General features: G+C 54.9%; 23 protein-coding genes and 3 tRNA genes. 18 read left to right on the forward strand and 8 right to left on the reverse strand.

Annotation, left to right across the window (positions count from 1 at the left end):
- Positions 1–60: 60 nt before the first annotated feature.
- The gene (locus CKV68_RS07320) at positions 61–288 is read right to left on the reverse strand and encodes a hypothetical protein (RefSeq protein WP_014835714.1); all 228 of its coding nucleotides are present in this window, start codon (positions 286–288) and stop codon (positions 61–63) included.
- 43 nt (positions 289–331) lie between these two features.
- Between CKV68_RS07320 and CKV68_RS07325 the strand changes: the two genes are divergently transcribed.
- From CKV68_RS07325 to CKV68_RS07340, 4 genes are read left to right on the forward strand one after another with little or no spacing between them, the layout of a single operon-like run.
- Complete coding sequence (locus CKV68_RS07325) at positions 332–802, forward strand: hypothetical protein (RefSeq protein WP_041479301.1); 471 nt, start codon at positions 332–334, stop codon at positions 800–802.
- Complete coding sequence (locus tag CKV68_RS07330; RefSeq protein ID WP_095075914.1) at positions 799–1,320, forward strand: hypothetical protein; 522 nt, start codon at positions 799–801, stop codon at positions 1,318–1,320. Before CKV68_RS07325 ends, CKV68_RS07330 begins: the two co-directional genes overlap by 4 nt.
- Positions 1,321–1,343: 23 nt before the next feature.
- Positions 1,344–2,201, forward strand: coding sequence for a hypothetical protein (locus CKV68_RS07335; RefSeq protein ID WP_013910557.1), 858 nt, complete (start codon positions 1,344–1,346; stop codon positions 2,199–2,201).
- A gap of 11 nt (positions 2,202–2,212) precedes the next feature.
- Complete coding sequence (locus CKV68_RS07340) at positions 2,213–2,665, forward strand: GtrA family protein (RefSeq protein WP_095075915.1); 453 nt, start codon at positions 2,213–2,215, stop codon at positions 2,663–2,665.
- On the opposite strand, the gene glfT1 is transcribed toward CKV68_RS07340, so the two are convergent.
- Positions 2,666–3,568 (reverse strand): galactofuranosyltransferase GlfT1, encoded by a 903-nt coding sequence (gene glfT1, locus CKV68_RS07345; RefSeq protein WP_013910559.1) that lies wholly within the window; start codon positions 3,566–3,568, stop codon positions 2,666–2,668.
- A gap of 241 nt (positions 3,569–3,809) precedes the next feature.
- Here glfT1 and CKV68_RS07350 point away from each other — a divergent pair, with 241 nt between their 5' ends.
- The 6 genes from CKV68_RS07350 (at position 3,810) to CKV68_RS07375 (ending at position 9,305) form a co-directional block, all read left to right on the forward strand.
- Positions 3,810–4,781: a metal ABC transporter substrate-binding protein gene (locus CKV68_RS07350; RefSeq protein ID WP_095075916.1), complete on the forward strand. Its 972-nt coding sequence runs from the start codon at positions 3,810–3,812 to the stop codon at positions 4,779–4,781.
- 70 nt (positions 4,782–4,851) lie between these two features.
- Positions 4,852–5,577, forward strand: a complete 726-nt coding sequence (locus CKV68_RS07355) for a metal ABC transporter ATP-binding protein (protein ID WP_095075917.1) — start codon at positions 4,852–4,854, stop codon at positions 5,575–5,577.
- On the forward strand, positions 5,574–6,473 hold the full coding sequence (locus CKV68_RS07360; protein WP_095075918.1) for a metal ABC transporter permease: 900 nt from the start codon (positions 5,574–5,576) through the stop codon (positions 6,471–6,473). The genes CKV68_RS07355 and CKV68_RS07360 overlap by 4 nt, the downstream gene beginning before the upstream one ends.
- Entirely contained in the window at positions 6,470–7,345 is an 876-nt protein-coding gene (locus CKV68_RS07365; RefSeq protein WP_013910563.1) for a metal ABC transporter permease, read from the forward strand. The genes CKV68_RS07360 and CKV68_RS07365 overlap by 4 nt, the downstream gene beginning before the upstream one ends.
- A 119-nt stretch (positions 7,346–7,464) precedes the next feature.
- Positions 7,465–8,466 carry a metal ABC transporter solute-binding protein, Zn/Mn family gene (locus CKV68_RS07370; protein ID WP_029975585.1) on the forward strand — a complete coding sequence of 334 codons (1,002 nt, stop codon included), beginning with the start codon at positions 7,465–7,467 and terminating at the stop codon, positions 8,464–8,466.
- Between the two features lie 116 nt (positions 8,467–8,582).
- Positions 8,583–9,305 (forward strand): phosphatase PAP2 family protein, encoded by a 723-nt coding sequence (locus CKV68_RS07375; protein ID WP_095075919.1) that lies wholly within the window; start codon positions 8,583–8,585, stop codon positions 9,303–9,305.
- A 23-nt stretch (positions 9,306–9,328) separates the two neighbouring features.
- Here CKV68_RS07375 and wzt read toward each other — a convergent pair whose 3' ends face one another.
- Both wzt and wzm read right to left on the reverse strand, forming a co-directional pair.
- Positions 9,329–10,126: a galactan export ABC transporter ATP-binding subunit Wzt/RfbE gene (gene wzt / locus CKV68_RS07380; protein WP_054314633.1), complete on the reverse strand. Its 798-nt coding sequence runs from the start codon at positions 10,124–10,126 to the stop codon at positions 9,329–9,331.
- 15 nt (positions 10,127–10,141) lie between these two features.
- A complete protein-coding gene (wzm, locus tag CKV68_RS07385; RefSeq protein ID WP_013910567.1) occupies positions 10,142–11,047 on the reverse strand; it encodes a galactan export ABC transporter permease subunit Wzm/RfbD in 906 nt (301 codons plus the stop codon).
- Positions 11,048–11,199: 152 nt separating this feature from the next.
- On the opposite strand from wzm, the gene CKV68_RS07390 reads away from it, so the two are divergent.
- Positions 11,200–12,393 (forward strand): aminotransferase class V-fold PLP-dependent enzyme, encoded by a 1,194-nt coding sequence (locus tag CKV68_RS07390; RefSeq protein WP_013910568.1) that lies wholly within the window; start codon positions 11,200–11,202, stop codon positions 12,391–12,393.
- Here the strand turns inward: CKV68_RS07390 and CKV68_RS07395 are convergent.
- A complete protein-coding gene (locus CKV68_RS07395) occupies positions 12,390–13,349 on the reverse strand; it encodes an NAD(P)H-quinone oxidoreductase (RefSeq protein WP_095076259.1) in 960 nt (319 codons plus the stop codon). The genes CKV68_RS07390 and CKV68_RS07395 overlap by 4 nt on opposite strands.
- Positions 13,350–13,429: 80 nt before the next feature.
- Here CKV68_RS07395 and CKV68_RS07400 point away from each other — a divergent pair.
- A tRNA-Ser gene (locus CKV68_RS07400) sits at positions 13,430–13,514 on the forward strand.
- Positions 13,515–13,778: 264 nt separating this feature from the next.
- On the opposite strand, the gene CKV68_RS07405 is transcribed toward CKV68_RS07400, so the two are convergent.
- From CKV68_RS07405 to hisC, 3 genes are all read right to left on the reverse strand, one after another.
- Entirely contained in the window at positions 13,779–14,816 is a 1,038-nt protein-coding gene (locus tag CKV68_RS07405; RefSeq protein WP_095075920.1) for a serine hydrolase domain-containing protein, read from the reverse strand.
- A 174-nt stretch (positions 14,817–14,990) separates the two neighbouring features.
- Positions 14,991–15,290, reverse strand: coding sequence for a hypothetical protein (locus CKV68_RS07410; RefSeq protein WP_095075921.1), 300 nt, complete (start codon positions 15,288–15,290; stop codon positions 14,991–14,993).
- A 24-nt stretch (positions 15,291–15,314) separates the two neighbouring features.
- Positions 15,315–16,346, reverse strand: a complete 1,032-nt coding sequence (hisC, locus tag CKV68_RS07415; protein ID WP_095075922.1) for a histidinol-phosphate transaminase — start codon at positions 16,344–16,346, stop codon at positions 15,315–15,317.
- Positions 16,347–16,452: 106 nt separating this feature from the next.
- Here hisC and CKV68_RS07420 point away from each other — a divergent pair.
- The 6 genes from CKV68_RS07420 (at position 16,453) to CKV68_RS11315 (ending at position 22,036) form a co-directional block, all read left to right on the forward strand.
- A tRNA-Ser gene (locus tag CKV68_RS07420) sits at positions 16,453–16,541 on the forward strand.
- Between the two features lie 47 nt (positions 16,542–16,588).
- Positions 16,589–16,661: transfer RNA gene (locus CKV68_RS07425), tRNA-Arg, on the forward strand.
- Positions 16,662–17,219: 558 nt separating this feature from the next.
- Entirely contained in the window at positions 17,220–18,794 is a 1,575-nt protein-coding gene (locus tag CKV68_RS07430) for an SLC13 family permease (protein WP_095075923.1), read from the forward strand.
- A 320-nt stretch (positions 18,795–19,114) separates the two neighbouring features.
- Positions 19,115–19,948: a PRD domain-containing protein gene (locus tag CKV68_RS07435; RefSeq protein WP_095075924.1), complete on the forward strand. Its 834-nt coding sequence runs from the start codon at positions 19,115–19,117 to the stop codon at positions 19,946–19,948.
- A 28-nt stretch (positions 19,949–19,976) separates the two neighbouring features.
- Positions 19,977–21,563, forward strand: a complete 1,587-nt coding sequence (nagE, locus tag CKV68_RS07440; protein ID WP_231910424.1) for an N-acetylglucosamine-specific PTS transporter subunit IIBC — start codon at positions 19,977–19,979, stop codon at positions 21,561–21,563.
- Positions 21,563–22,036, forward strand: a complete 474-nt coding sequence (locus CKV68_RS11315) for a PTS sugar transporter subunit IIA (RefSeq protein ID WP_095075926.1) — start codon at positions 21,563–21,565, stop codon at positions 22,034–22,036. Before nagE ends, CKV68_RS11315 begins: the two co-directional genes overlap by 1 nt.
- Positions 22,037–22,080: the final 44 nt, after the last annotated feature.

The raw sequence follows: 22,080 nt of genomic DNA on the forward strand, positions 1-22,080 counted from the left end.
TGACCACGTCTAAGCGTGCTGGAAAGGGTGGTTTTCCTCACTAAAACGCGTTTAAGGTGTTTAGAGGTCCATCATGTCTCGGATTTCCTGAGGGAGCTCTTCCTGCGATGTGATCTGAGGGCCGTCGTATTCTTCAAGAATTTGGTAGACCCGCACTCGGGAAGCACTATCCAGCATAGGGATTTCTTCAGCCATGAGCAGCGTCATGCGCGAATCCAGGGGAGTATTTGTCTGCTCCGCAGCGATATGCGTTTCGACGGCCTTCTTTTTCTTGAGGAATCCAAACATAGAAGTCACTGTACCTCCTGTGGGTTTCGCTACTCTGGAGTATATGAAGGACACCACTACTGAGCAGCGTGCCAGAAACGCAAACCCTTTAGATGACACCATGACAGGCCGTATCTCCCAGGCCATGGCGGTAGGACTAGTCACAGCCTTGCCGGATTATGTGCACTCTAAGGCATATCGATGGGTTATTAACACTGTTATTCTCGGTTCCTTATTAAGCGTTGCATTGTACGCAAACACACAAGATGAAGATCCGGACAATGACCCCGACGTGATTGCTGCACGTGTGCGCGAAAAGCTGGAGGGCGATGAGGCTAAAGAATTTGGTCCGGTTGCTACGTGGACTGCTTTTGCGTTGCTACTGCTGGTGTTCATCGGGATCAATAAAATAGACCGAACGATAAACAAAAAGGTCGTTGCATTTTTGCGTCGCCGCGGTGTTTCCAAGCCTCATACGCTCCTCGGGGTTCTCGGGGCAGCGCTGGTTTTCGTTTCTTCCGGAGATTCGCAGTGATTAGCATTATCGACGTCCTCGGGGAGGCGCCGGATCACACCGTCGTGCTCTGGCACGTGCACACGGACCCCAACTATCCCACCAGCCTTATGTCCGGGGCATGGATGCTTGGGGCGGGGGAAGCTACGCCCGTCGATAGGCTTCCGGACCTGCTTGCAGGAACAATGGCTCTTCCCCTGAACGATAAAGCTCGCGCATTAGTAGACGTCGAATGTATCGATCTTGACGACGTTGCAGGAGCAGTTCAGGCAGGGCTCGATGCCATCAAGAAGGAAGCTGCACGAGCAAAAGCGGAGAACGAGAAACTCGTCATCCCGCGCTTTGAGGCCCTCGCGGACATCTCTCCGGAGGATTTCCGTGACGCATACCGGGGAGAGTCTCAGGCGCGGGATGCCTGGATGATGGCCAGCGCAGTAGCTGGCTGGATGCAGCAATGGCTCGACATAGAATCTGTGCGCAGAAGCCGTGCGTATCTCAAGGAAGCGTTTGGTTCTGACCCTCGGCCGTTACCGCTCTGATAAAAATCGCTACGCTGGGCAATGTGATACGGCGTAACGGAGTGATCTCGATAAACGAGGCACGTCTGCGCCGTGTACGGACTGTTGCTCGACGCAGACGAGCCCGGGTAATACTTTTACAGCTTAAGGTTATCGATGCAGCCGGGGGACTGCATCGAGTTATCGGTGTGAGGGACACGCTGAAGCTTGCGGGGGTCGCTGAGGTTATCAAGACGTGTTTTGGTTTTGATTCCGCCTCACCACAATCCTTTTATCGCTGTGGCGAGCAGGTATCGATGAACGACTGCCTTCACGCGCACGTTGCTGCGATTCGCGCCGGGCAGCTCGAATACGACTGGGGACTGTGGCGAGTACGCCTTTCAATCCTGGGGACATCATCCCGTGAATCTTCCACGCCAGAGGCCTTGTGTCTGGGAGGAAGCGGGAACCTCTATGAACCGGATGCACCAGTGGACACGGCCCGGATCAATATGGCTATCGGAGGGCTGTCTCACGCGAATGAGGAAGTCGTCGCCATTATTCAACGTACCCAGGAAACTGGGCTGATTCCGCTCCTTCAGGCGCTAGGGCTTGAAGACGAACCGCACCACGCGATGCCAGGTCTGCATGCTCTGCCTGTGGAGCAATCGCGTCAGGCGCGGGATGCGTGGTGGTCATGTGTGATCGGGATGGCGTGCTTGGGCGGTGAAGACTTGGGATTGCGGGTGGCCAGACAGCTTATGCGGAAGCTGGGTTGGGGAGAAAACCTGACGGACGAGCGGATTCGTGAGTTATGTGGGGCGTCGATAAGCAAGCTAGAAGAGCTCGGTGGCTGTGGTGTTCACGCACTATCCGCTGTGGAAAGAATTGATATCTACCGGGAATTGCTCCGAAAGAGGTAAAATCGCGCCTCGTGGCTAATTCCAACACCGGCGCGAATGACGCTCCCAACGTGACTATCCGTCCCTCCTCGGAGAGCGTGGCATCTCAAGGCATTAAGTTCATCATCTCCGGAGGAATCTCCGCAGTCGTGGACCTCGGATTGACTTATCTATGCCAGATTGTCTTTGGGTTCTCGGCTGCAGGTGGACGCACCATTGGCTTTATTTTTGGCACGATTACTGCTTACCTGATCAACCGGCGTTGGACCTTCCAGGCTGAGGCATCGACCAAGCGATTCTTACAGGTGGCTGCGCTGTATACGATTACTTACTTTGTTAACGTGGGCGGGCATGCGCTGCTCTTCTCGTTTATGACTCATTACGGATTGAGCGAGCGGATTGCCCTCGTTATTGCTTTCGTGATCTCGCAGGGGACAGCTACCGTGATTAACTTCTTTGTTCAGCGCATCTTTATCTTTAAGTAGCTAAGGCCGTTCAAAGCGCTCCGATCGGCCCATGCGGTGGAGTTTGAGCCATTGCACAAATCCTTGAGGATCTTTGCGCTGTATAAGGAAGAACCATCCAAAGCGCGCATATTCCTGGGGGAGAAGCCGGCGCATGCCGGGCTGGTTCATGAGGTACCCGCGGTTGCGGTAGGTGAAGAACCGTTTTCCCTCGTTATCGGGGTACTGCGTGTGCATACGGCCGCCAAGAATTGGTTTGAACTCATCCGAGCCGTCCGGGTGGAGATAGGCGGCCGTGAGACAGGTGCCAAACTTGAGTCCGGAGCGCACCAGGCGGCGATGGTATTCGACTTCATCGCCTCGGATAAACAGACGCAGATCGGGGACACCGATGCGCTGCATGGCATCGGCAGAGATCAAAGCGCCGTTGAAGAGCGAGGCGATGCCTGCCAAGAAGTCCTCGCTGCCGAGCTCACTACGGAACCTACGCCAGGTGGTGCCACGACGTAGCGGGAAGGCTAGCTGGTCGGGTTTTTCTGCGTTGCAGACGACGGGGGAGACCTCATCAAGCTGGTACTTTTCCGCTACGTGTAAGAGCGTTGCCAGAACGTTTTCGTCTTCCGGCTGGCCGTCGTCGTCGGCGCACCAGACTGCGTCGGCTCCTAATCGCAGTGCTGTGAGAAAGCCAAGAGCAAACCCGCCAGCTCCGCCTAGATTATGTTTGCTTCCTAGATAGACGGCGCGCTCTCCGGCGATATCGGTGACTAAGCTTTCGACGGCGGGGTCGTCACCATTATCTACAACGATGATGTGATCCACGGGATGCGTCTGTTGCGCAACGATCTTCAAGGAATTCTGCAACAGTTCGACGCGGTTGTGGGTGACAATGACAGCCGCGATGCGACCAGTAGAAGCGATAGGCATGGGATTTATTGTGGCATAGTCTGCGCGGGGCGAGGAGACTGTGTCTAGTGCTGTGATGGAATTGCCCAATTTTGGTTGTGATATGCACCTCTAGGCTATTGGTGGTGGATTGAAAAACGGCATGGTGAGGTGGTTATTTTCAGTTTTTAATGAGGCGTTTTATAAGGGTTGGAAAAACTAAGTAAGGGTAAGCAAAGAAAAAGCTATCCGGCAGCGCAGAACGGTAATAGGATCCGTACTCATGACTAAGGAATTCTCTCGCTATGGCCGGCGCGGTTTTCTCCGTGCTGCGGTCTCCACACTCACGGCACTGACGTTAATAGGCGGGCTCAGCGCGTGCTCCAGCGAAAAGACTAACGAAGCAAAAACCGGCGCCCTTTCCGTCTTTGCTACCACTGGTTATATCGGCGATGCCGTGAAAAATATTGCCCCCGACGCTGACGTCACCGTGATGGTGGGGCCTGGCGGCGACCCACATACCTATCAGCCCACCACGCAGGATATTTCCAAGATTAAGACTTCCAACGTTGTCCTCTGGTCAGGATTGCACATGGAGGCCAAAATGCTGGACGAGCTGGCTACGCAGGGAGATCGACAAGCAGCGGTGGCGGAAGCGATACCGGAATCTGAGCGTCTTGAATGGCCTGAGCTCGGCGATAACGGTGAAAAGCTCTGGGACCCGCACGTATGGAACTCCACGGGAAATTGGAAGTACGTTGTTGATGCGATCGTGAAGAAGCTCTCCGAGGTAGACAAAGAAAACGCGGAGACCTACAAAAAGAACGCTGAAACGTATAAAAAGCAGATCGATGAGACCGCGGCCTATGTTAAGGAGCAAATCGACGCCATCCCCGCGGAAAAGCGCATCTTGATTACTGGGCACGATGCCTTCAATTATTTTGGTAAGCAGTTTGGCATAGAGATTCACGCCACGGATTTTGTTACCTCGGAGTCGGAGATGTCTCCTACTGAGTTGGCAGAACTGGGTACGTTCATCGCAGAAAAGAAAATACCGACGATCTTCCAGGACAATTTGGCCAACCCTCAAGCTATTAACTCGTTGAAAGAGACAGTGAAAGCAAAAGGCTGGAACGTTGAGGTCTCGGATAAAGAGCTTTATGCGGATTCCCTCGGAGAATCGGCTCCCACCGATACTTATCTGGGTGTTTTAAAGTACAACGCTGATGCTATTAAGGCGGCTCTGACCAAGTAGTCGGAGACAGTAAAGTAGCAGTCGGTAGTGATTTTCACTCGCATGTGGTGATTGAGGATAGAGGGGCAACGTGACCAATCTAGTGGGACCGGCACTGACAATGACGGGTATCAGCGTGAGCTATGGGCCGACGGTGGCCTTGGAAAACGCAAGCATTGAGGTTCCCGCCGGTGCTGTGATGGGTTTTATTGGGCCCAACGGGGCAGGGAAATCCACGCTTATCAAATCTGCGATCGATCTCGTAGATCATGATGGTGAGGTCTCCTTCTTTGGTCAACCTCTTTCTCACGTGCGCGATCGCGTTGCGTATATGCCCCAATCTGCTGACGTGGACTGGGACTATCCCATCACGGTGGAGCAGGTGGTGGGGATGGGTCTCTATTCTCGCGTGGGGTGGTTCAAGCGTCTCACCGGCGTGCATCGGGAGGAGGTTCGGCACGCCCTTGAGCGGGTGGGCATCGCTGATCTGGCTAAACGCCATATCTCCGAGCTGTCTGGTGGCCAGCGCCGCCGGGTCTTTGTGGCAAGGATTCTGGTGCAAAATCCCGATATCTTCCTGTTGGATGAGCCTTTCGCCGGTGTCGACGCAGCCAGCGAACGCGTGATCCGCGAGGTCTTGCATGGTTTATGTGAGGCGGGGAAATCGGTGGTTATCGTCCATCATGATCTGTCTACCGTGGCAGAGCTTTGCGATCACGTGACCGTTATCAATCGGCGAATCGTGGCAACCGGAACTGTAGAAGAAGCGTTTACCAGGGAGACCGTGAACGCTGCCTTTGGCCTGGGGCTGCTATGAGCATTCTTGATTTTCTTGCCGAGTTCTCCTACCGGCGAGTGGTGTGGGGAACGCTGCTCATTGGGCTGTGCTCAGGGGCAATGGGAACGTTTTTGTATCTGCGCAGGCAGTCCATGATGAGTGACGTGATCGGTCATTCTGCGACTCCCGGTGTAATGGGTGCTTTTCTTTTCTTTGCCACCACGCCGTGGCTAAGCGAGTCACAGCTGCTCGCTGACTGGGGCATCGATGCCCGCTCGATGCCCGTGATCACCATCGGAGCAATGATCACGGGGTTGGCTTCGGCGGTGTTGGCTAATGCGGTCGCTGAGAGCACTCGTATTGGCATTGACTCAACGATGGCGGTCATGCTCTCCCTGTTCCTGGGCGGTGGCCTGATAGTGCTTCAGGTGATCCAACGTGGTCATATTCGAGGCAAGGGCGGAATTGAAGAGCTGATGTTTGGCAACGCAGCCACATTGACCAACTTGGATGTAAAGACCCTGCTTGTGGTGGCCATAGCGATTCTGCTGCTGATGGTCATTCTGTGGCGGCCTTTTACGCTGGTCACTTTTGACCCAGTGCTGGCGCAGGTTTCAGGCATGCCGCGATGGATATCGCATGTGCTTTTCTTATTGGTCGTGGTTGCGATCGTGATTGGGGTCAAAGCGGTCGGCCTGATTTTGATGATCGCCTTTGCTGTCTTCCCGCCAGCAGCTGCGCGTCAGTGGACTCGGACGGTAGGACAGATGGTCGTGGTGTCTGGCTTGATCGGCGCGGTGTCTGCAATTGTGGGCTCATACATCTCTATTTCTGCAGGTAAAGTTCCCACGGGTCCAGTGATCGTCTTGGTGCTTGCGGCCTTTGTGATTGTGGCCCTTGTGGCTTCCCCTCGTCGCGTGGCGGTGGTCCGATGAGTTTTGCAGCATCTGTCTCTGTGTTGGCGCTCGTCGTGTCTTTGACCGCGGCGATCCCCGGTATCGTGCTGGTGTTACGTCGGCAAGCTATGCTTTCCGACGCCCTCTCTCACGCCGTTCTGCCCGGCATCGCGGTGGCGGCGCTCTGGACCGCGTCCCCGGACGACCCGCTCTTGCTGGTGGGCGCGACATTAAGCGGCGTTGCGGTGATCGCTCTCACCGAGTGGATTCGTGATCGGAAGAAGGTCACGGAAGACAGCGCGACTGGCCTGGTGTTCCCGGCATTCTTTGCCATTGGTGTCATCCTCATCTCTACGCGCTTTAATACCTCGACGATCTCGGAACACACCGTGCTGGTCGGAGACCTCAACATTGCAGCGCTGAATCACTGGGTGGCGTGGGGAATCGACTTTGGCCCGAAGAGTGCATGGACGATAGGCATAGTGGGGCTCGTTGCATTGGCCGTTGTCGTGCTGGCGCGTAGGCCCCTGATGATTTCTACTTTTGATCCCACCTTTGCCGTAACGGTGGGGATTCGGACTCGCCTGTTGAATTACCTGGTCATGGTGTTGGTATCTCTGACCATTGTGGTGGTTTTTGATGCTGCTGGCGCGGTTTTGGCCGTGGCGTTGATGATTGTCCCAGCTGCAGCAGCGCTGATGGTCACCCGCTCACAGACGGCAATGGTGGTGGTGACATTGGTGATCGCCGCGGCCAGCTCGCAGGTTGGTTTTTGGGTGGCGTATCGGATCGATGCCGCAACGTCTCCGACGATGGCTTTTGTGGATGGTCTCATTTTTCTTGCCCTCTGGGTTGGTGTTCGTGTGCTGCGCAAACGCAAAGAGGCTCGCATCCGCGCGGACGTTGTTTAGCCTGCCCATTCACACACATGAGGGAGACTTATTGAAAAATAAAACTGATTATGTCCAGCTCGCTGAAGATAGGTATTTTCATTTAGCAGGGTAAAAATTTCTGTTCCTATAGTGGCTGTATGAATCGCTCATTTTTCCGAAACGCAGGTGCCGTTATTGCAGTAGTGGGCTTGCTCGCCACTTCTGCATGCGCTGCCGAAAACAAAGAAGCAGCACCGGCGAAGGATAGCTCTTCCCTGAAGATCTTTGCCACCACTGGATACATCGGAGATGCTGTTAAAAATGTGGCTCCCGACGCGAACCTTACCGTGATGGTGGGACCTGGCGGCGACCCTCATACCTACCAGCCCTCCACCTCGGATGTGAAGGCTATGCAGGAAGCAGACGTGGTGTTCTGGTCCGGCTTGGGCATGGAAGCCAACATGATTGACCAGCTTAAAGGCCTGGGAGACAAGCAAATCGCGCTGGCTGAGCAGATTCCAGAAAATATGCTGTTGCCGTGGGATGAAGATGGTGACCATGAACATGACGACGAACACGATCATGAGGGACATGACCACGAGGGCCACGATCATGGAGCTTGGGATCCGCATGTATGGAATTCCACAGATAACTGGAAGCTCGTCGTTGATCAGATAGTAAAGAAGATGTCTGCGGCAGATCCCGATAAAGCCGATACCTACAAGTCCAACGGCGCAGACTACAACAAGAAGATCGACGAGACTCAAGCTTATGTGCAGGAAAAGATCAACACGATTCCTGCTGAACAGCGCACATTAGTTTCTGGCCACGATGCCTTCCGTTACTTTGGCAAGCAGTTTGGCTTAGAAATTAAGGCGACTGACTTTGTGACTTCGGATGCGCAAAGGTCTGCTTCTGAGCTGAACGACCTGGCAGAGTTCATTGTGGAGCACAAAGTTCCAGTCATTTTCCAAGACGCTTCCGCGAACCCGCAGGCAGTAAAATCTCTGGAAGAAAACGTGGCAGCTAAGGGCGGAAAAGTTACTGTCAGTAGCGCAGAACTCTACAGTGACTCACTCGGCGCCACAGCGCCTGCGGATACCTACACCGGCGCGCTGCGCTACAACGCGGATACGATTGCCGCTGCGTACAAGGGCTAATCCGAAAACTTCCCGGCGTTTTGCTGGGAAGTTGTGCTATTTGGCCACGGTTTTCCCATAGTGTTTGGAGGAAACGCACAGAAGCGGGGAGTACATCTCTTGGAGTGGAAAAAACAATGGCAGCGGAAACTCACGTAGTACCGCCCTCCCGCCCGTGGGGCGAAGCAATAAGCGCGCAGCGATGGTGGACTGCGATCATCGGAGTTCTAGCCGTGGTGATCATGGGCTTTATAATTAAGCCGATAACCAGCGATCTTTTTATCACCCAAGCCATGAACAACCAACGAAAAGGCGCTGTTGGGACCCTCGTGGATGCTCTTTACTATGGCCTGGAGCCCGCCTATGCGCTGGTACTCACGCTGGTTGTTTCTGCGTTCGTAGGCCTTGCGTGCAAACAAGTCCGGATAGGGCTGCAATGCGCAGTGGCCATTGCGGTCACATGGGTGCCCGTAGTCTTTGTCAAGATGCTTATCGAGCGCCCTCGACCCAGCTCAGAGATGCTTTCCAATCCCATCCCCGTGACTCCGGGAGATTGGTCGTTCCCCAGCGGACACACGACGTACGTGACGGCTTTAGCAATGATGCTGATGCTTACCGTAGGGGCGCGGCTGCCGTTGGTTCTACGGGCCCTTTTCGTGCTCTGTGCTGCCCTAGGTATCGCAGGTGTGGTGCTGACCATGGGAGTGCATTACCCCACGGATGTGATAGCTGCGGTTATCTGGAGTACTACGGTAGCGCCCCTCGTGTGGAACCTGCTCGATAACGTGGGGCGCCGGGTTAGTCGTTGTGAGAACGCTAGTGGTCGCATCGCTGAGAAAACCCCAGGACAGATTTTCTAGCGTTCTCAAAAACGACAAGAAACCTACTTGCTGGACTCTTCGCGGATGCGTTTTTGCAGGCGCCGCACGTGGTCTGCGGCACCTTTGCCCTCATAGGCCTCGACGATGTCGTCGACGGCGCCTGCCTGCCTGACTGTCCCGTGGTCGATCCAGAGGGCGGAGTCGCAGAGCTGCACGAGGAAGTCGTTAGAGTGCGATGCGAAGACGAGGATGCCGGATCGTTGTACGAGGTCGGAGAGACGCTCGCGGGCTTTCGCCATGAAGGCGGCGTCGACGGCGCCGATGCCTTCATCGAGAAGCAAAATTTCGGGCTCAATCGAGGTGACTACCCCGAGGGCAAGACGAATACGCATGCCGGTGGAGTATGTGCGTAGCGGCATGGCCAGGTAATCGCCTAGTTCGGTGAACTCGGCGATTTCATCCATTTTTTGCTTCATCTGCTTGCGCGTCTGCCCCAGGAACAGGCCGCGGATCACGATGTTTTCAAACCCCGAGATCTCCGGGTCCATGCCAACGCCGAGGTCAAAGACAGGGGCGACGCGTCCGCGAACATGAGCTGAGCCGCGTGTGGGCTCATAAATGCCAGAGAGTAGCCGGAGCAGTGTGGATTTACCGGCGCCGTTGTGGCCTACGAGGCCGATGCGGTCGCCTTCTTTGAGATGCAGGTTGACGTCGCGAAGCGCCTCCACGACCACGGTGTTGTCTTTGTTGCGCCCGATGGCACCGCCGGCAGCGCCGAGGAAGGCTTTCTTCATGGAACGCGACTTGGCGTCGAAAATGGGGAAGTCGACGCAGGCGTTATAGGTATCAATGGAAACCATGGTGTTGTACTCCTTCTATACCCAGTAGCTCACACGGAAGCGCCACTGCTTCATTGCAAGCATGGCGAGGAAAGTGCCCACGACGGTGCATCCGATGACAACGTACCAGTTCAATGGGTTGATGGGGGCGCCGATCAAGGGAGCGCGAACAACCTCCATGTAGTGATAAAGGGGGTTGAGCATAGCTAGTTTGGCGCGTTCGGAAACAGCTCCGCCTTGTGCGTAGAGGGTCTGCGTGGTCCACACAATGGGGGTGACGTAGAACAGGAGCTGCGTGAGGGCCTCAAGAAGAGGGGAGAAGTCACGGTAGCGGGTAGCGATAATGCCAAAGAACATGGACACCCACACGCCGTTAACCACGAGCAACGCGATGGCCGGGATTCCTAGGAGGATGTCCCAGCCCAAAGGACGCGGGAACACGAGCATCAGGATGAGCCAAATCACCATGTTGTGGAAGAGGAAGAGCGTTTGCTTCCATACCAGCCGGTACACGTGTACTGAAAGGGCAGAGGGGAGTTGTTTGATCAGCCCCTCATTGGTGATAAAGACTTCGGAGCCTTCTTTGATGCATCCGGAGATGAAGTTCCACATGATAAGACCCACGGTGACGTGGGGGAGGAACTCGGCGACAGGGATCTTGAACAGCACAGAGTAAAGCAACCCGAGGGCAAGGGCCATGACACCAGTGGCGATGGTGATCCATAATGGGCCTAGGACGCTTCGGCGGTAGCGTTGCTTAATGTCTTGCCATCCGAGCTGTAGCCAGAGCTCGTGTTGCTTGAATCCGCGGACGAGATCAGACCATGCGGCTGCCAAGGTTTTGGACCGCGATGGCTTGGGGTCAACGTCGTCCACATGCGTGATACGAGCGATCATCGACTCGAGACTCTCGGGATTATTTACTTTGGTCTGTTCCTGCACGAATACCTACCCTAGCTGGGTTGGTGCGCGGAATGAATCCGGCAGGCATAATAAGTGAGTTCGTTGGGATGAAATTAGCAGTTGTTTCCGTTGCGGTGGTGTTGCTTTGCGTATTTTTTAAGCGATGCTCTGGAACTTTCAGGGAGTGAGAGATGGCGTTTGATGTAGCTCGTGTGCGAGGTGCTTACACCTCCGTGAGCGGTACGTGGACTTATCTCAATGCACAGGAGCAACCGCAAATCCCGGAACGGGTGTCGTCTGCGGTTTCCCGAGGTTTTCGCAGTGCGCCACTGGCAGCAGAAATAGAGCGGGGTGGGGGATCGCATGCTCTATTACAGCGTGCGGGGCGTTTTATTGCCGACGATCACCTGTATTCCGCCCGGATGGCAATTGCGGATATGACGGGAACGTCACCGGAAGCTGTGCTTCTTGGCCCGAGCCGTGATGTGCTTTTTGCCCGGTTGTCGCGCGCGTTGCGGCCGTTGCTGCGGCGTGGATCTTCCGCTGTGTTTTCGCGCACAGATTCCTGCGGCCTTGACCTTGATGCGGAAATACGTTGGGCGGAGCCAGATCTGGGCACAGGTGAGGTGCCTGCGTGGCAGTTTGCCAAGCTTGTCGACGGCAGCACCCGCGTCGTTGCGCTCTCCGCCGCTAGCCGCCAAGTAGGAACGATTAACCCCGTTCTAGAGATCGCGGAGCATGTGCATGATTCCTCCCGCGCGTGGGTGCTTGTCGACGCCACCCCACTCGCCGGACATCGCCCCATCACTTTGGAAGCCCTAGGTGCGGACATCATAAGCGTGGACTGCGTTGCCTTTGGTGGACCCCAAGTTGCCGCCCTGGCATTCCGCGACACCATGATGTTCCCCCGCATAGACATGGAAGCTTTTGATACGCCTGTTGCCGCTGGTCTTGCCGCTGGTGTGCCCGCAGCCGTAGACCACCTTGCAGACCTTGACGAAGACGCACGCGGAACCCGCCGCTATCGCCTGGCGCAGGGCGTGGAGTCTGCAGCAAACTATCTGGGGTGGCTGGGGACCTACCTTGTGGATTCCATTGAGTCGCTCCCCAACACCCACGTCTTCGGCGTGACCGGTGAAGCCGCCGCGGGCTCAGACGTGGACCGGATCCCGCACGCGACTTTCTGCATCAACGGTGTTCCAGCCGACATGATCCAGCAACGGCTGATAAACAATGGGCTGGTGACCACGGTAGCCGAGCCAGACCCCCTCCTGACAGCAATGGGAATTGGTGACACCAAGGGGGCCATCTCCGTGGGACTAGGGCCCTACAACACGGTCGCGGATGTGGATCAGCTTATTCGTGTTGTGGCGAGCTTGGCCTAGCTGGTGGCGTCGGCAAGCAATACAAGCGTGCCGGACACCTCGCCGGAATCCAGCAGCTCATGGGCTTTCTGAGCCTCCGACAGCGGCATCATGGCATGAATGCGGTGAACGATTCTGCCCGATTCCAGCAACGGCCAGATATTCTTCACCGTGTCAGCGACTATCCGAGCCTTATCCGAGCGGTCGCGCGCACGCAAAGCGGTGGCCGAGATCGTCCCGCGTTTGCTCAGCAACCGGCCGACATTCAGTTCGCCCTTCACCCCGCCCTGCATTCCGATGGTGACCTGATGTCCATCCATGGCTAGCGCACGGACATTCTGGTCAAGATACTTGGCTCCCATGATGTCCAAGATGCGGTCGCACTTGTTCTTGAGAATCTCCGCGAAATCTTGCTCACGATAATTGATCAGGATGTCCGCGCCGAGCTCGCGACACACCTCAAGTTTTTCCGCGGAACCCGCCGTGACCGCCACCGTGGCGCCGATATGTTTAGCCATCTGAATAGCAAACGTGCCGATCCCGCCGGCACCGCCATGAATGAGGATTGTGTGCTCCGGCTTGAGACCAGTCAGCATGCCGATATTCGACCACACGGTACACGCGACCTCAACGATCGCCGCGGCCTCGGCAAAGGAATAACCAGCAGGAATCGGCATGAGCTGTCCCTCAGGAACCACAGCGAGCTCCGCATAGCCGCCACCAGCCAAAAGACAGGCAACCTTGTCACCCTTCTTCCACGAAGTATCGCCTGGATCCTCCACAACGCCAGCGCACTCAAGTCCCAGAATTTCCGACTCTCCGGGTGGCGGCGGGTAATGTCCCGCAGCCTGCAGTAGGTCTGCACGGTTAACCCCGCTGGCCTTAACCCGAATCAGGGCACAACCAGATTCTAGCTGCGGATCGGCGACGTCTTGATACGATAATTGCTTGTTCTCATCGATGATGATTGCCTTCATATCCACCCACTTTAAAGAAATTCGCCTACTTCGGGTAGACTCCTTAACTTGTTGGCACGCTTTAAGCGCGCGAACGCGATGGAGATGTGGCAGAGCGGCCGAATGCACTGGTCTTGAAAACCAGCGATGGGAAACCATCCCAGGGTTCAAATCCCTGCGTCTCCGCCGGTAGCGAAACCGCAGGTTGTGAGTGACCTGCGGTTTCTTCTTTTTGTCTGGATATGTGGGGGTCAGGGGCAAAAATGTATGTCGGGTCGGCGTGTCGTAAAGAGCTGGTTGCTCTGTTTGCTGGTCGTTTTTCAATCAGTGGGGGTGAAGGCGTTCTTTGGTGATTCGAAGGAAGGGCGCAACCATTTCCCTTTCGAACGAGGTGTTCTTGGCTTTTTGTAGGGGCGAGTGTGAGTTAGGGGTAGCAGGGGCGAGACTCAGTCAACAATGAGAATCTTCTTTCTTCATTAAAGATAAAACAGTGGACACTGTGTCCACTTGCATACTTCCGTCTAGGACGGAAACAAAAGCCCCACGATAATTCTCTAGATCTAGGACAATCGCCGACCCAAATCCGTTGGCATAACCGTTATGCCACGCCAGCTCACCAGTGGAACCAGTGGCCTCCTGAATAAACCACCCGGCTCCGATGGAATGCGATAGGCCGTCAGAGCTTTCAAAATCTGTACGGCTTAATGGTGTGAAAGCGCTTGTCCAGCCCGGCAGTGGATGGTTGAGTATGGCGTCCAGAATGATCACCATATCGCCTGCTGACGCTCGAACCCCACCAGCTGGAGCGTAGCCTTCTCCCGTCCACGGTTCCTGTGAGGTGTTGAATATGCTCAATCCGGGAACGTCGCTAGACAGTTCTAGATCGCCAGGTCCCGGCACATACAGGTTCGGGCAGCCCAGCGGTTTTGCTATGCGATTGGCAATGAGATCCGGATAGGAGACTCCATCAGCGGCGGCCAGGGCGTGCCCAAGCGCAGAACCCCCAAGATTGGAATAGTGAAATCCTTCGGGGTGGACAGGGGCTTTTCTTAAATGGGAGACAAACTCCTCGAGAGTTTCCGGTTGGGGATCTTTCTTCCGCAACAGACGCCAACGAGACTGGAACGAAGCGCGTCGTCCGCCACCAATGGTTGGCAATCCGGAAGTGTGAGTCACGAGAGATTCCAGGGTTACTAAACCGGCGGCCACACCAGTCAATGGAAGGAATTTATCCAAGGTGTCTTCTCCTGACACAGTGCCTTCAGCGACCATTGAGGAGTAGATCAACCCATTAAGGGCTTTGCCTATCGAACCCATGTGGAACGTACGCTCTGGAGCAACCCCCACTCCCGCAGTAAGTGATCCGCTTGGGAGTCCAGGGCTAACGAACGCTACGCACGCTCCGAGATGATCCGTTCCGTCCAGCTCGCGTTGAAGTTTCGCCGATAACAAGTGATCACCGTAAAGGTGCGTGAGTTTATCCTTCATGCTGCACCTATTTCCAAAGTTGCAGTACTTCCATGATCGCTTCTCCAAAAGCAGACTTCCACAATAGTCCTACTCTCCTGATGCGATAATGCAGGCCATTAATGGAATCACTCGGGCCGCAGGAATCTCGTAATAGCCGCGAGTAACTGCCTGTAGCCAGCCGGCATCCACAAGTTATCGTAAGTGATGATGTAGCTGGCCTGTAGTCCCCAAAATATCCAGAACAGCCAAATCGACCGTCTTATGAGTTCCATTCATGATGCACCTCAATAACTCCAGACGTACAGGGTGGCCAAGAGCAGCTAAAGCTGCAGCGCTGCCATCCCATTCTCTGTTGAGTAGATTCTCGGAAAGTCGCTCTTGTTGCCACTCAACAGGCCCCTCCTCCAGCTGAACTTTTCCGGCAAAGATAACAGAATCTCGGTCCGGACGCCTCAGCGGACGGAACCAAGCCCGCTGAGGCTGGGGTTTCATGCTGCGACTTGTTCTACACCGCTGCTATGAGAAGCTTGCATCCCAGGCAGCAAGAAGGCGATCAGTTTCCTCGCTATTGGTCACGGTGATTCGGACTCCCTCAGGGAATGCGCGGACGACCACGTCATGGTTGCGGAGCTGCTCCGCTATTTCCATGGGGGACTCTGGGCGGGAATCGGCGGGGATCCATACGAAGTTAGCTTGAGAGTGGCCTGCACCAACGTGGTCAGCTACGCGGTCGCGATTGGTCACTACCTCTTCAGTGCGTTCCATGAGCTCGTCGAGGTTTTCTAATGAGGCGATTGCGCCCGCCTGAGCAACGGCGTTCACACCGAAGGGGAGAGCGACTTTATTGAGCGCTTCAATGAGGCTAGGGGAGCCGAAAGCGTAACCGATTCGGATGCCTGCCAAACCAAAAGCCTTAGAGAAGGTTCGGAGGCCTACGAGGTTGGGGTAGGCGTCGATAAGCTCTGTAGCAAGAGGCGTATCCTCTGCGCGGACGTACTCGATATAGGCCTCATCAAGCGCGACAAGCACATTGCTTGGGACCTTGTTCATGAACGCTAGGAACGCGTCTTGAGAGATGAGAGTGCCCGTTGGATTATTGGGGTTGCACACGAAAATGAGTCGAGTATTTTCCGTGATGGCTGCGGCCATGGCATCAAGATCGTTGAAGCCCTCTTTAAGTGGTACGGCTACCGGCGTAGCGCCAGTCACATGCACAAAGATGGGGTAGGCCTCAAAGCTGCGCCAAGGGAAAATCACCTCATCGCCTGGCCCTGCGGAGATCTGAACTAATTGCTGGCAGAGAGCGGAAGAACCGCAGCCCACTGCCACTTGTTGGATACCTAAACCGAGATGCTCAGCCAGACGTTTTCTAATCTCCTCAGCGCCCATGTCGGGGTAACGATTAACGGTGGTAGCGGCTTTTGCCATTGCCTCCGCTGCACCAGGAAGCGGGCCGAAAGCGACCTCGTTGCTAGAAAGCTTTAGCGTATGGTCTGCATGGTGCCCCGGAACATAAGTGGGAATTTGTGCTAAGTCTTCTCGGATCATGGCGTTAGTTTATCCCTTGGCTAGGAATTTCGTTCACTGGCCTTGCGTTTTGTCTAAAACGCCGTTCGCGATTAGTATTGGGCGAGATTCTTTAAACGGAATCGCTGGAGACGTGCCAGAGCGGCCGAATGGGGCTCCCTGCTAAGGAGTTGACTTGTTTGCGCAGGTCCGGAGGTTCAAATCCTCTCGTCTCCGCTCACTCTCACTTCGGTGGGAGCGTTTCACCGGGCCTGGTGGAACTTGCGCCCGTAGCTCAACGGATAGAGCATCTGACTACGGATCAGAAGGTTGGGGGTTCGAATCCCTCCGGGCGCACGATTAAAACCCCAGCTCACAGTATGTGTGGGCTGGGGTTTCTTTGTATGTTTGGGGTTGCCTGGGTGCCTGCCTTGTCCTCTTCTTCTTACCCGTTTGTCGTTTTTGAGAACGCAGCACGTCCTCGTCTTGGCGTTTTGCTAGCTGGACAACCCCTAGCGTTCTCAAAAACGACACAAAGTCTAGCCACAGGCTCTAGCCGCGGTCCCTAACCCTGTGCATGTGGCAAGCGCCCACCATAACGTTCATTTGGGGTTATCCTTCCTGCCTGTTTTTCCCACAGAAAACCTTTACTTATGTGTTATCTAGCGATCGTTCCCCATTATGGGGGAGGGGCGGGTCTATGCACGCTTGGCATTTGTGCAGGTGAAGCGATTTTTGCGGATTTGTCTTGGAATTTTTGGGAAAGACTTCCCTTATAGGGGGTAAAGATTGTGACTTGTCACTGTAGATTACTGAGTGTCTTTCTTCACATCACCGTGATAATCATGCACCCAGATGGTGGAGAAGCTGATCATTTTGCACTGAATGTGCGCGAACTAGCTGGAAAGTGAGTCCGTGAGTACCCCCATTACACATGAGTCTTCAGAACACGCGTTGGCTGAAGACGCAGAAGTCCGCGATCAAAGTGAACGCCGTCGCCAGATTATTGGCCTTTTTGTTGGTCTGGCGCTGGCAGCGTTGGTGTATCTGATTTTCCCTGAGTCTTCTGTAGACGTGGTGAGCTCTGCCGATTCCAAGGGTTCCTATACTCACGGTGCATTGAGGATTACAGCCGCTATTGCGGTTTTGATGGGGGCTTGGTGGATGACTGAAGCCATTCCTCTGGCGGCTACGGCCCTGGTTCCGCTGGTTGCGTTCCCTTTGTTGCAGGTCATTGAGTTTTCTAAGATCTCGGCACCGTATGCCTCGCCAACGATTTTCTTGTTCATGGGTGGGTTTATCTTGGCGCTCGGGATGCAGCGTTGGAATCTGCACCGTCGTCTGGCTTTGAGCGTAGTGCTGCTGGTTGGTACTAAGCCCAAGCAGCTTGTCGCTGGCTTTATGCTGGCGACTGGGTTTTTATCCATGTGGGTGTCTAACACCGCAACGGCCGTAGTGATGCTTCCCATTGGCGTTTCTGTTCTTCAGCTCACTGCGGAATCCGTTGGTGGAATGCGTGCGCAGAAGAAGTTTGCCACGGGCCTGATGCTGGCTATCGCCTATTCTGCTTCGATCGGCTCATTGGGAACGATCATTGGTACACCTCCGAATGCGCTGCTGGTGGCGTACATGGCGGAGAACCATGATGTTCACATTGGTTTTGGTACGTGGATGCTCGTAGGTGTGCCACTTGCCCTGGTGTATATGGTCATCGCATGGTTCGTCTTGGTGACTGTATTTAAGCCGGAAGTGGACACGATTCCTGGCGGTCGAGAGATGATCAAGGAAGAGCTGCACAAGATGGGCGGGATGAAGTTCGGTGAAGCCGCCACGGCTGTTATCTTCGCGGGCGCAGCCCTTGCATGGGTTTTTGTTCCGCTGGTTATTAAGTGGATGGGATGGAAGGTCTCCATTGCAGATGCTGTGATCGGTTTGGTTGCCTCGATGCTGTTGTTCCTGATCCCTGCGGATCGTAAGACGGGTATCCGTTTGATGGATTGGAAGACCGCTAATGAGCTTCCTTGGGATGTGCTGTTGTTGTTCGGTGGCGGCTTGGCATTGTCCAAGATGTTCTCGGAGTCGGGATTGTCTCTGTGGATTGGTGAGACAGCTAAGGGTCTGGGAGTCTTGCCGTTGATCTTGCTCATCGGCGCTATTGCTGCGCTGGTGCTCATCCTCACGGAATTTACGTCCAATACTGCAACTGCGGCGACCTTCCTGCCGATTATGGCCGGTGTGGCAGTGGGCATTGGGCTGAATGCGAATGGTGATCAGAATATTCTTCTGCTCACTATCCCGGTTGCGCTCTCGGCGACCTGTGCGTTCATGCTTCCAGTGGCAACCCCACCCAACGCAATCGCGTATAGCTCTGGCTTTGTAAAGATCGGCGACATGGTTAAGGGTGGCGTGTGGCTGAACTTGATCGGAATCATTCTGGTTACTTTGGTGACCTACTTCTTGGCGATCCCGGTCTTTGACATAGTTCTTTAACCGACTAAACACCCAGTACGGCACCGAATGTCTTGTGATGTTCGGTGCTTTTGCGTGACTGAACTTTGCCCCCAATAAGGGTCGAAAATCCTGTAAAACAGCAGTCGTCTGACGTTAAAATCACTAAATCATTCCCAAGGGTTTGGGTGGCGGGTTATTGTAATAGTGAGCTTCCCTCTGGGTGTTACTGAGCCGGTCAGAGTGCACTTTTGTTGGTGTTGTGCATTGCCGGTGTCCTCAGGCATGACCGGATGATCCCCCCGCTAAGTCCACCGTGGCCTACATCTTGTTGGCCATATGAGCCTTGAGGAGCAGCCGTTATGCCTGAGCTAATTATTCGCCGCGTGCTAAGCAATAATGCTGTGCTCGCTGCGGAGAGCTGCTCAGAGGCGGGGGAGCGGATTCTGGTGGGGAAGGGCATAGGGTTTTCCAAAAAACCGGGGGACTATGTCGAGCACGGCGGTGGTAGCCGTGAGTATGTGGAGATTAGTGAGCAGCATCGTGCGCTTCTTGAGGGGCTGAGCAGCATTGATGAGGCCACCTTTCACGTTATTTCAGCGAGCATTGACATTGCTGCCGATGTTTTGGGCACGCTTCATCCGAGCGTCTATGTGATCCTCGCGGAGCATCTGTCCTTTGCTGTGCAGCGAGTCGGGCGGGGTGAAACTATCCGCAACTCCCTCGTCGCGGAGATCAAAGCGGTGGTTCCGGAGGAGTTTTCGGCCGCCGAACTGGTGGTCAACTATCTGAACACACACCTTGATTCGATTGTGCTGCCTATCGACGAAGCCGCGTTCATCGCCCTCCACCTCCACGCGGCCCGCACCGGCGGCACGGTGAAACAACCGCTCGCGGTGGCAAACAGGATCGGGAGGGTGACCGCAAAAGCTCGCAAGCTACTCGACGCCCCCACGGAAGCCGGGAATGACGCACTATCCATGGAGCTGGCCTTGGCTTATCGACGCCTCCAGCGCAAGCAGTTGCGCCATAACGTGCTGCTGGCGAGCGTCGAAAAGCTTTTACCGCGTGAGTATTCGGTCGCGGCGGCTTTGCTTGCTGACTTATCTGGCGAGCCGCAGCTCCCGCCGTCCGTGCGCGGGGAGGCTGCGTTCCTCGCGGTGTTTTTGCACGGTTGGACGCAAGAAAACAACTAAATATCTCTCAATCTAAGAGAAGGGATAGATGATGGGTTCTGTTATGAATGCCCTGCAGCGCCTGGGAAAGGCCCTGATGGGGGCGGTTGCGGTGCTACCGGTTGCGGCCATTTTGATGGGTATTGGTTATTGGATCGATCCTGTCGGCTGGGGAGCGGACAACACAGTTGCGGCAATCTTTATTCAATCGGGCTTAGCGATTCTGGATAATCTCGGTTGGATTTTTGCCATCGCTCTTGCCTTTGGACTGGCCAAAGACTCCAATGGCGCTGCGGCTCTGTCAGGTTTTGTGGGTTTTGCCACGATTACCCAGTTGATAGGGCCAAAAGCGGTAGCCAGCTACAAAGGGATCGGTGATCCAACCAAACTGGAAGGCGATGCTGCCCTGGAATGGGCATCGCAGGGGTGGAGCGCCATCGGCGGCAAGAATGTGCTCTTTGGCATTCTGGTCGGTGTGCTCGCGGCGTGGGTGTATGACAAGTTCCACGCGACAAAGTTGCCGGACTTCTTGGCTTTCTTCTCCGGTCGGCGACTTGTTCCGATTCTGACTTCGTTCTTCTCAATAATCCTTTCCGGGATTATGTACTTTGTCTGGCCGATCATTTACAACGTGCTGTTTAACTTCGGTGAGTGGATTCAGGGCATGGGGCCTGCCGGCGCGGGCATCTATGGTTTTATTAACCGACTCCTGATCCCCACTGGTCTACACCACGCAGTCAACTCGATCTTCTGGTTCGACGTGATCGGTATTAATGACATCGGTAAATTCCTTGGCGGCGGCAAGACCATTGAGGCTGCCCAAGCAGCCACGGACGCCGCATCCTGTCCCGGCAACTGGATCGATGGGTCGTGCCAGGTTGTGGGTGTTATCGGCCAGTATCAGGCGGGATTCTTCCCAGTGATGATGTTTGGTCTGCCCGGTGCTGCACTGGCTATATATCTACGCGCGGAAGCTAAGCGTAAGAAGGTCGTTGGCTCCTTGATGCTTGCTGGTGCATTGGCTGCGTTCTTCACTGGCGTGACGGAGCCATTGGAGTTTTCCTTCATGTTCCTAGCTCCAGTTTTGTATGTTGTCCATGCGCTTCTTACTGGTCTGTCGCTCTTTATCGCTTCCGTCTTCCACTGGACGGCAGGGTTCGGATTCTCCGCGGGCTTTATTGACATGTTCCTTTCCGCGCAGAACCCGCTGGCACACCAGTGGTGGATGTTGCTGGTCCTGGGAGTGGTCTACTTTGCGCTGTATTTTGGCATCTTCTACACTCTCATCGGCGTCCTACACCTCAAGACCCCAGGGCGGGAAGATGAGGAGGAATCGGAGTCGGAAAGCACGGCAGATGCCTCCACGTCTGGGATGTCGGCACAGATTATTGACGGTCTAGGCGGGCCGAGCAACATCGACGTTGTGGATTATTGCGCTACTCGTTTGCGCGTGACTGTTCGAGATTCTGATCGCGTTGATGAACCTGCGATCAAACGAGCAGGCGTGATCGGCGTGATGCGCCCCGGCGCTAAAAACGTGCAGGTAGTGATCGGTCCTCAGGTGCAATTTGTCTACGATGAAGTCGCCGCACAGCTGGCCGGAAAAGTGTCGCTGAAAGGTGAACAGGGCGAATAATGTTTGGGTTTGCCAAGAAGAAAGTCGTTGTTATTCCGCCTATCGACGCCCCCTTGCTACCGCTTAGCTCCGTCAGCGACGAAGTATTCTCCTCAGGGATGATGGGACAAGGATTCGCCGTTGAGCCTGCACAAGAAACGGGAAGCGCAGGTTCCGTGGATATTGTGGCGCCAGTATCGGGAACACTGGTCACGGTGTTCAAAACCGGGCATGCTTTTGCTATCAAGACTCCCGATGGTCTTGAAGTGCTTGTTCATATCGGTCTTGACACCGTTGCGATGGCAGGACGCGGTTTTGTTGCCCACAAAACATCCGGACAGGACGTAGCTCAAGGGGAAACGGTGATCACCGTAGATTTTGATGCAGTACGAGCAGCCGGATACGATCCCGTCACCCTTGTGGTTTTTACCAATAAGAAATGCGTGGATCGTGTGGAAACAGGTGCAGAAAAAGCGACGGTGTTTCTGAATTAACCCCACCTGCTAAAAAGAATTTTAATCCCCTGTATAACCGCATT

It is taken from the genome of Corynebacterium ulcerans, from assembly GCF_900187135.1.
In the GTDB taxonomy this organism is placed as follows: Bacteria; Actinomycetota; Actinomycetes; order Mycobacteriales; family Mycobacteriaceae; genus Corynebacterium; species Corynebacterium ulcerans.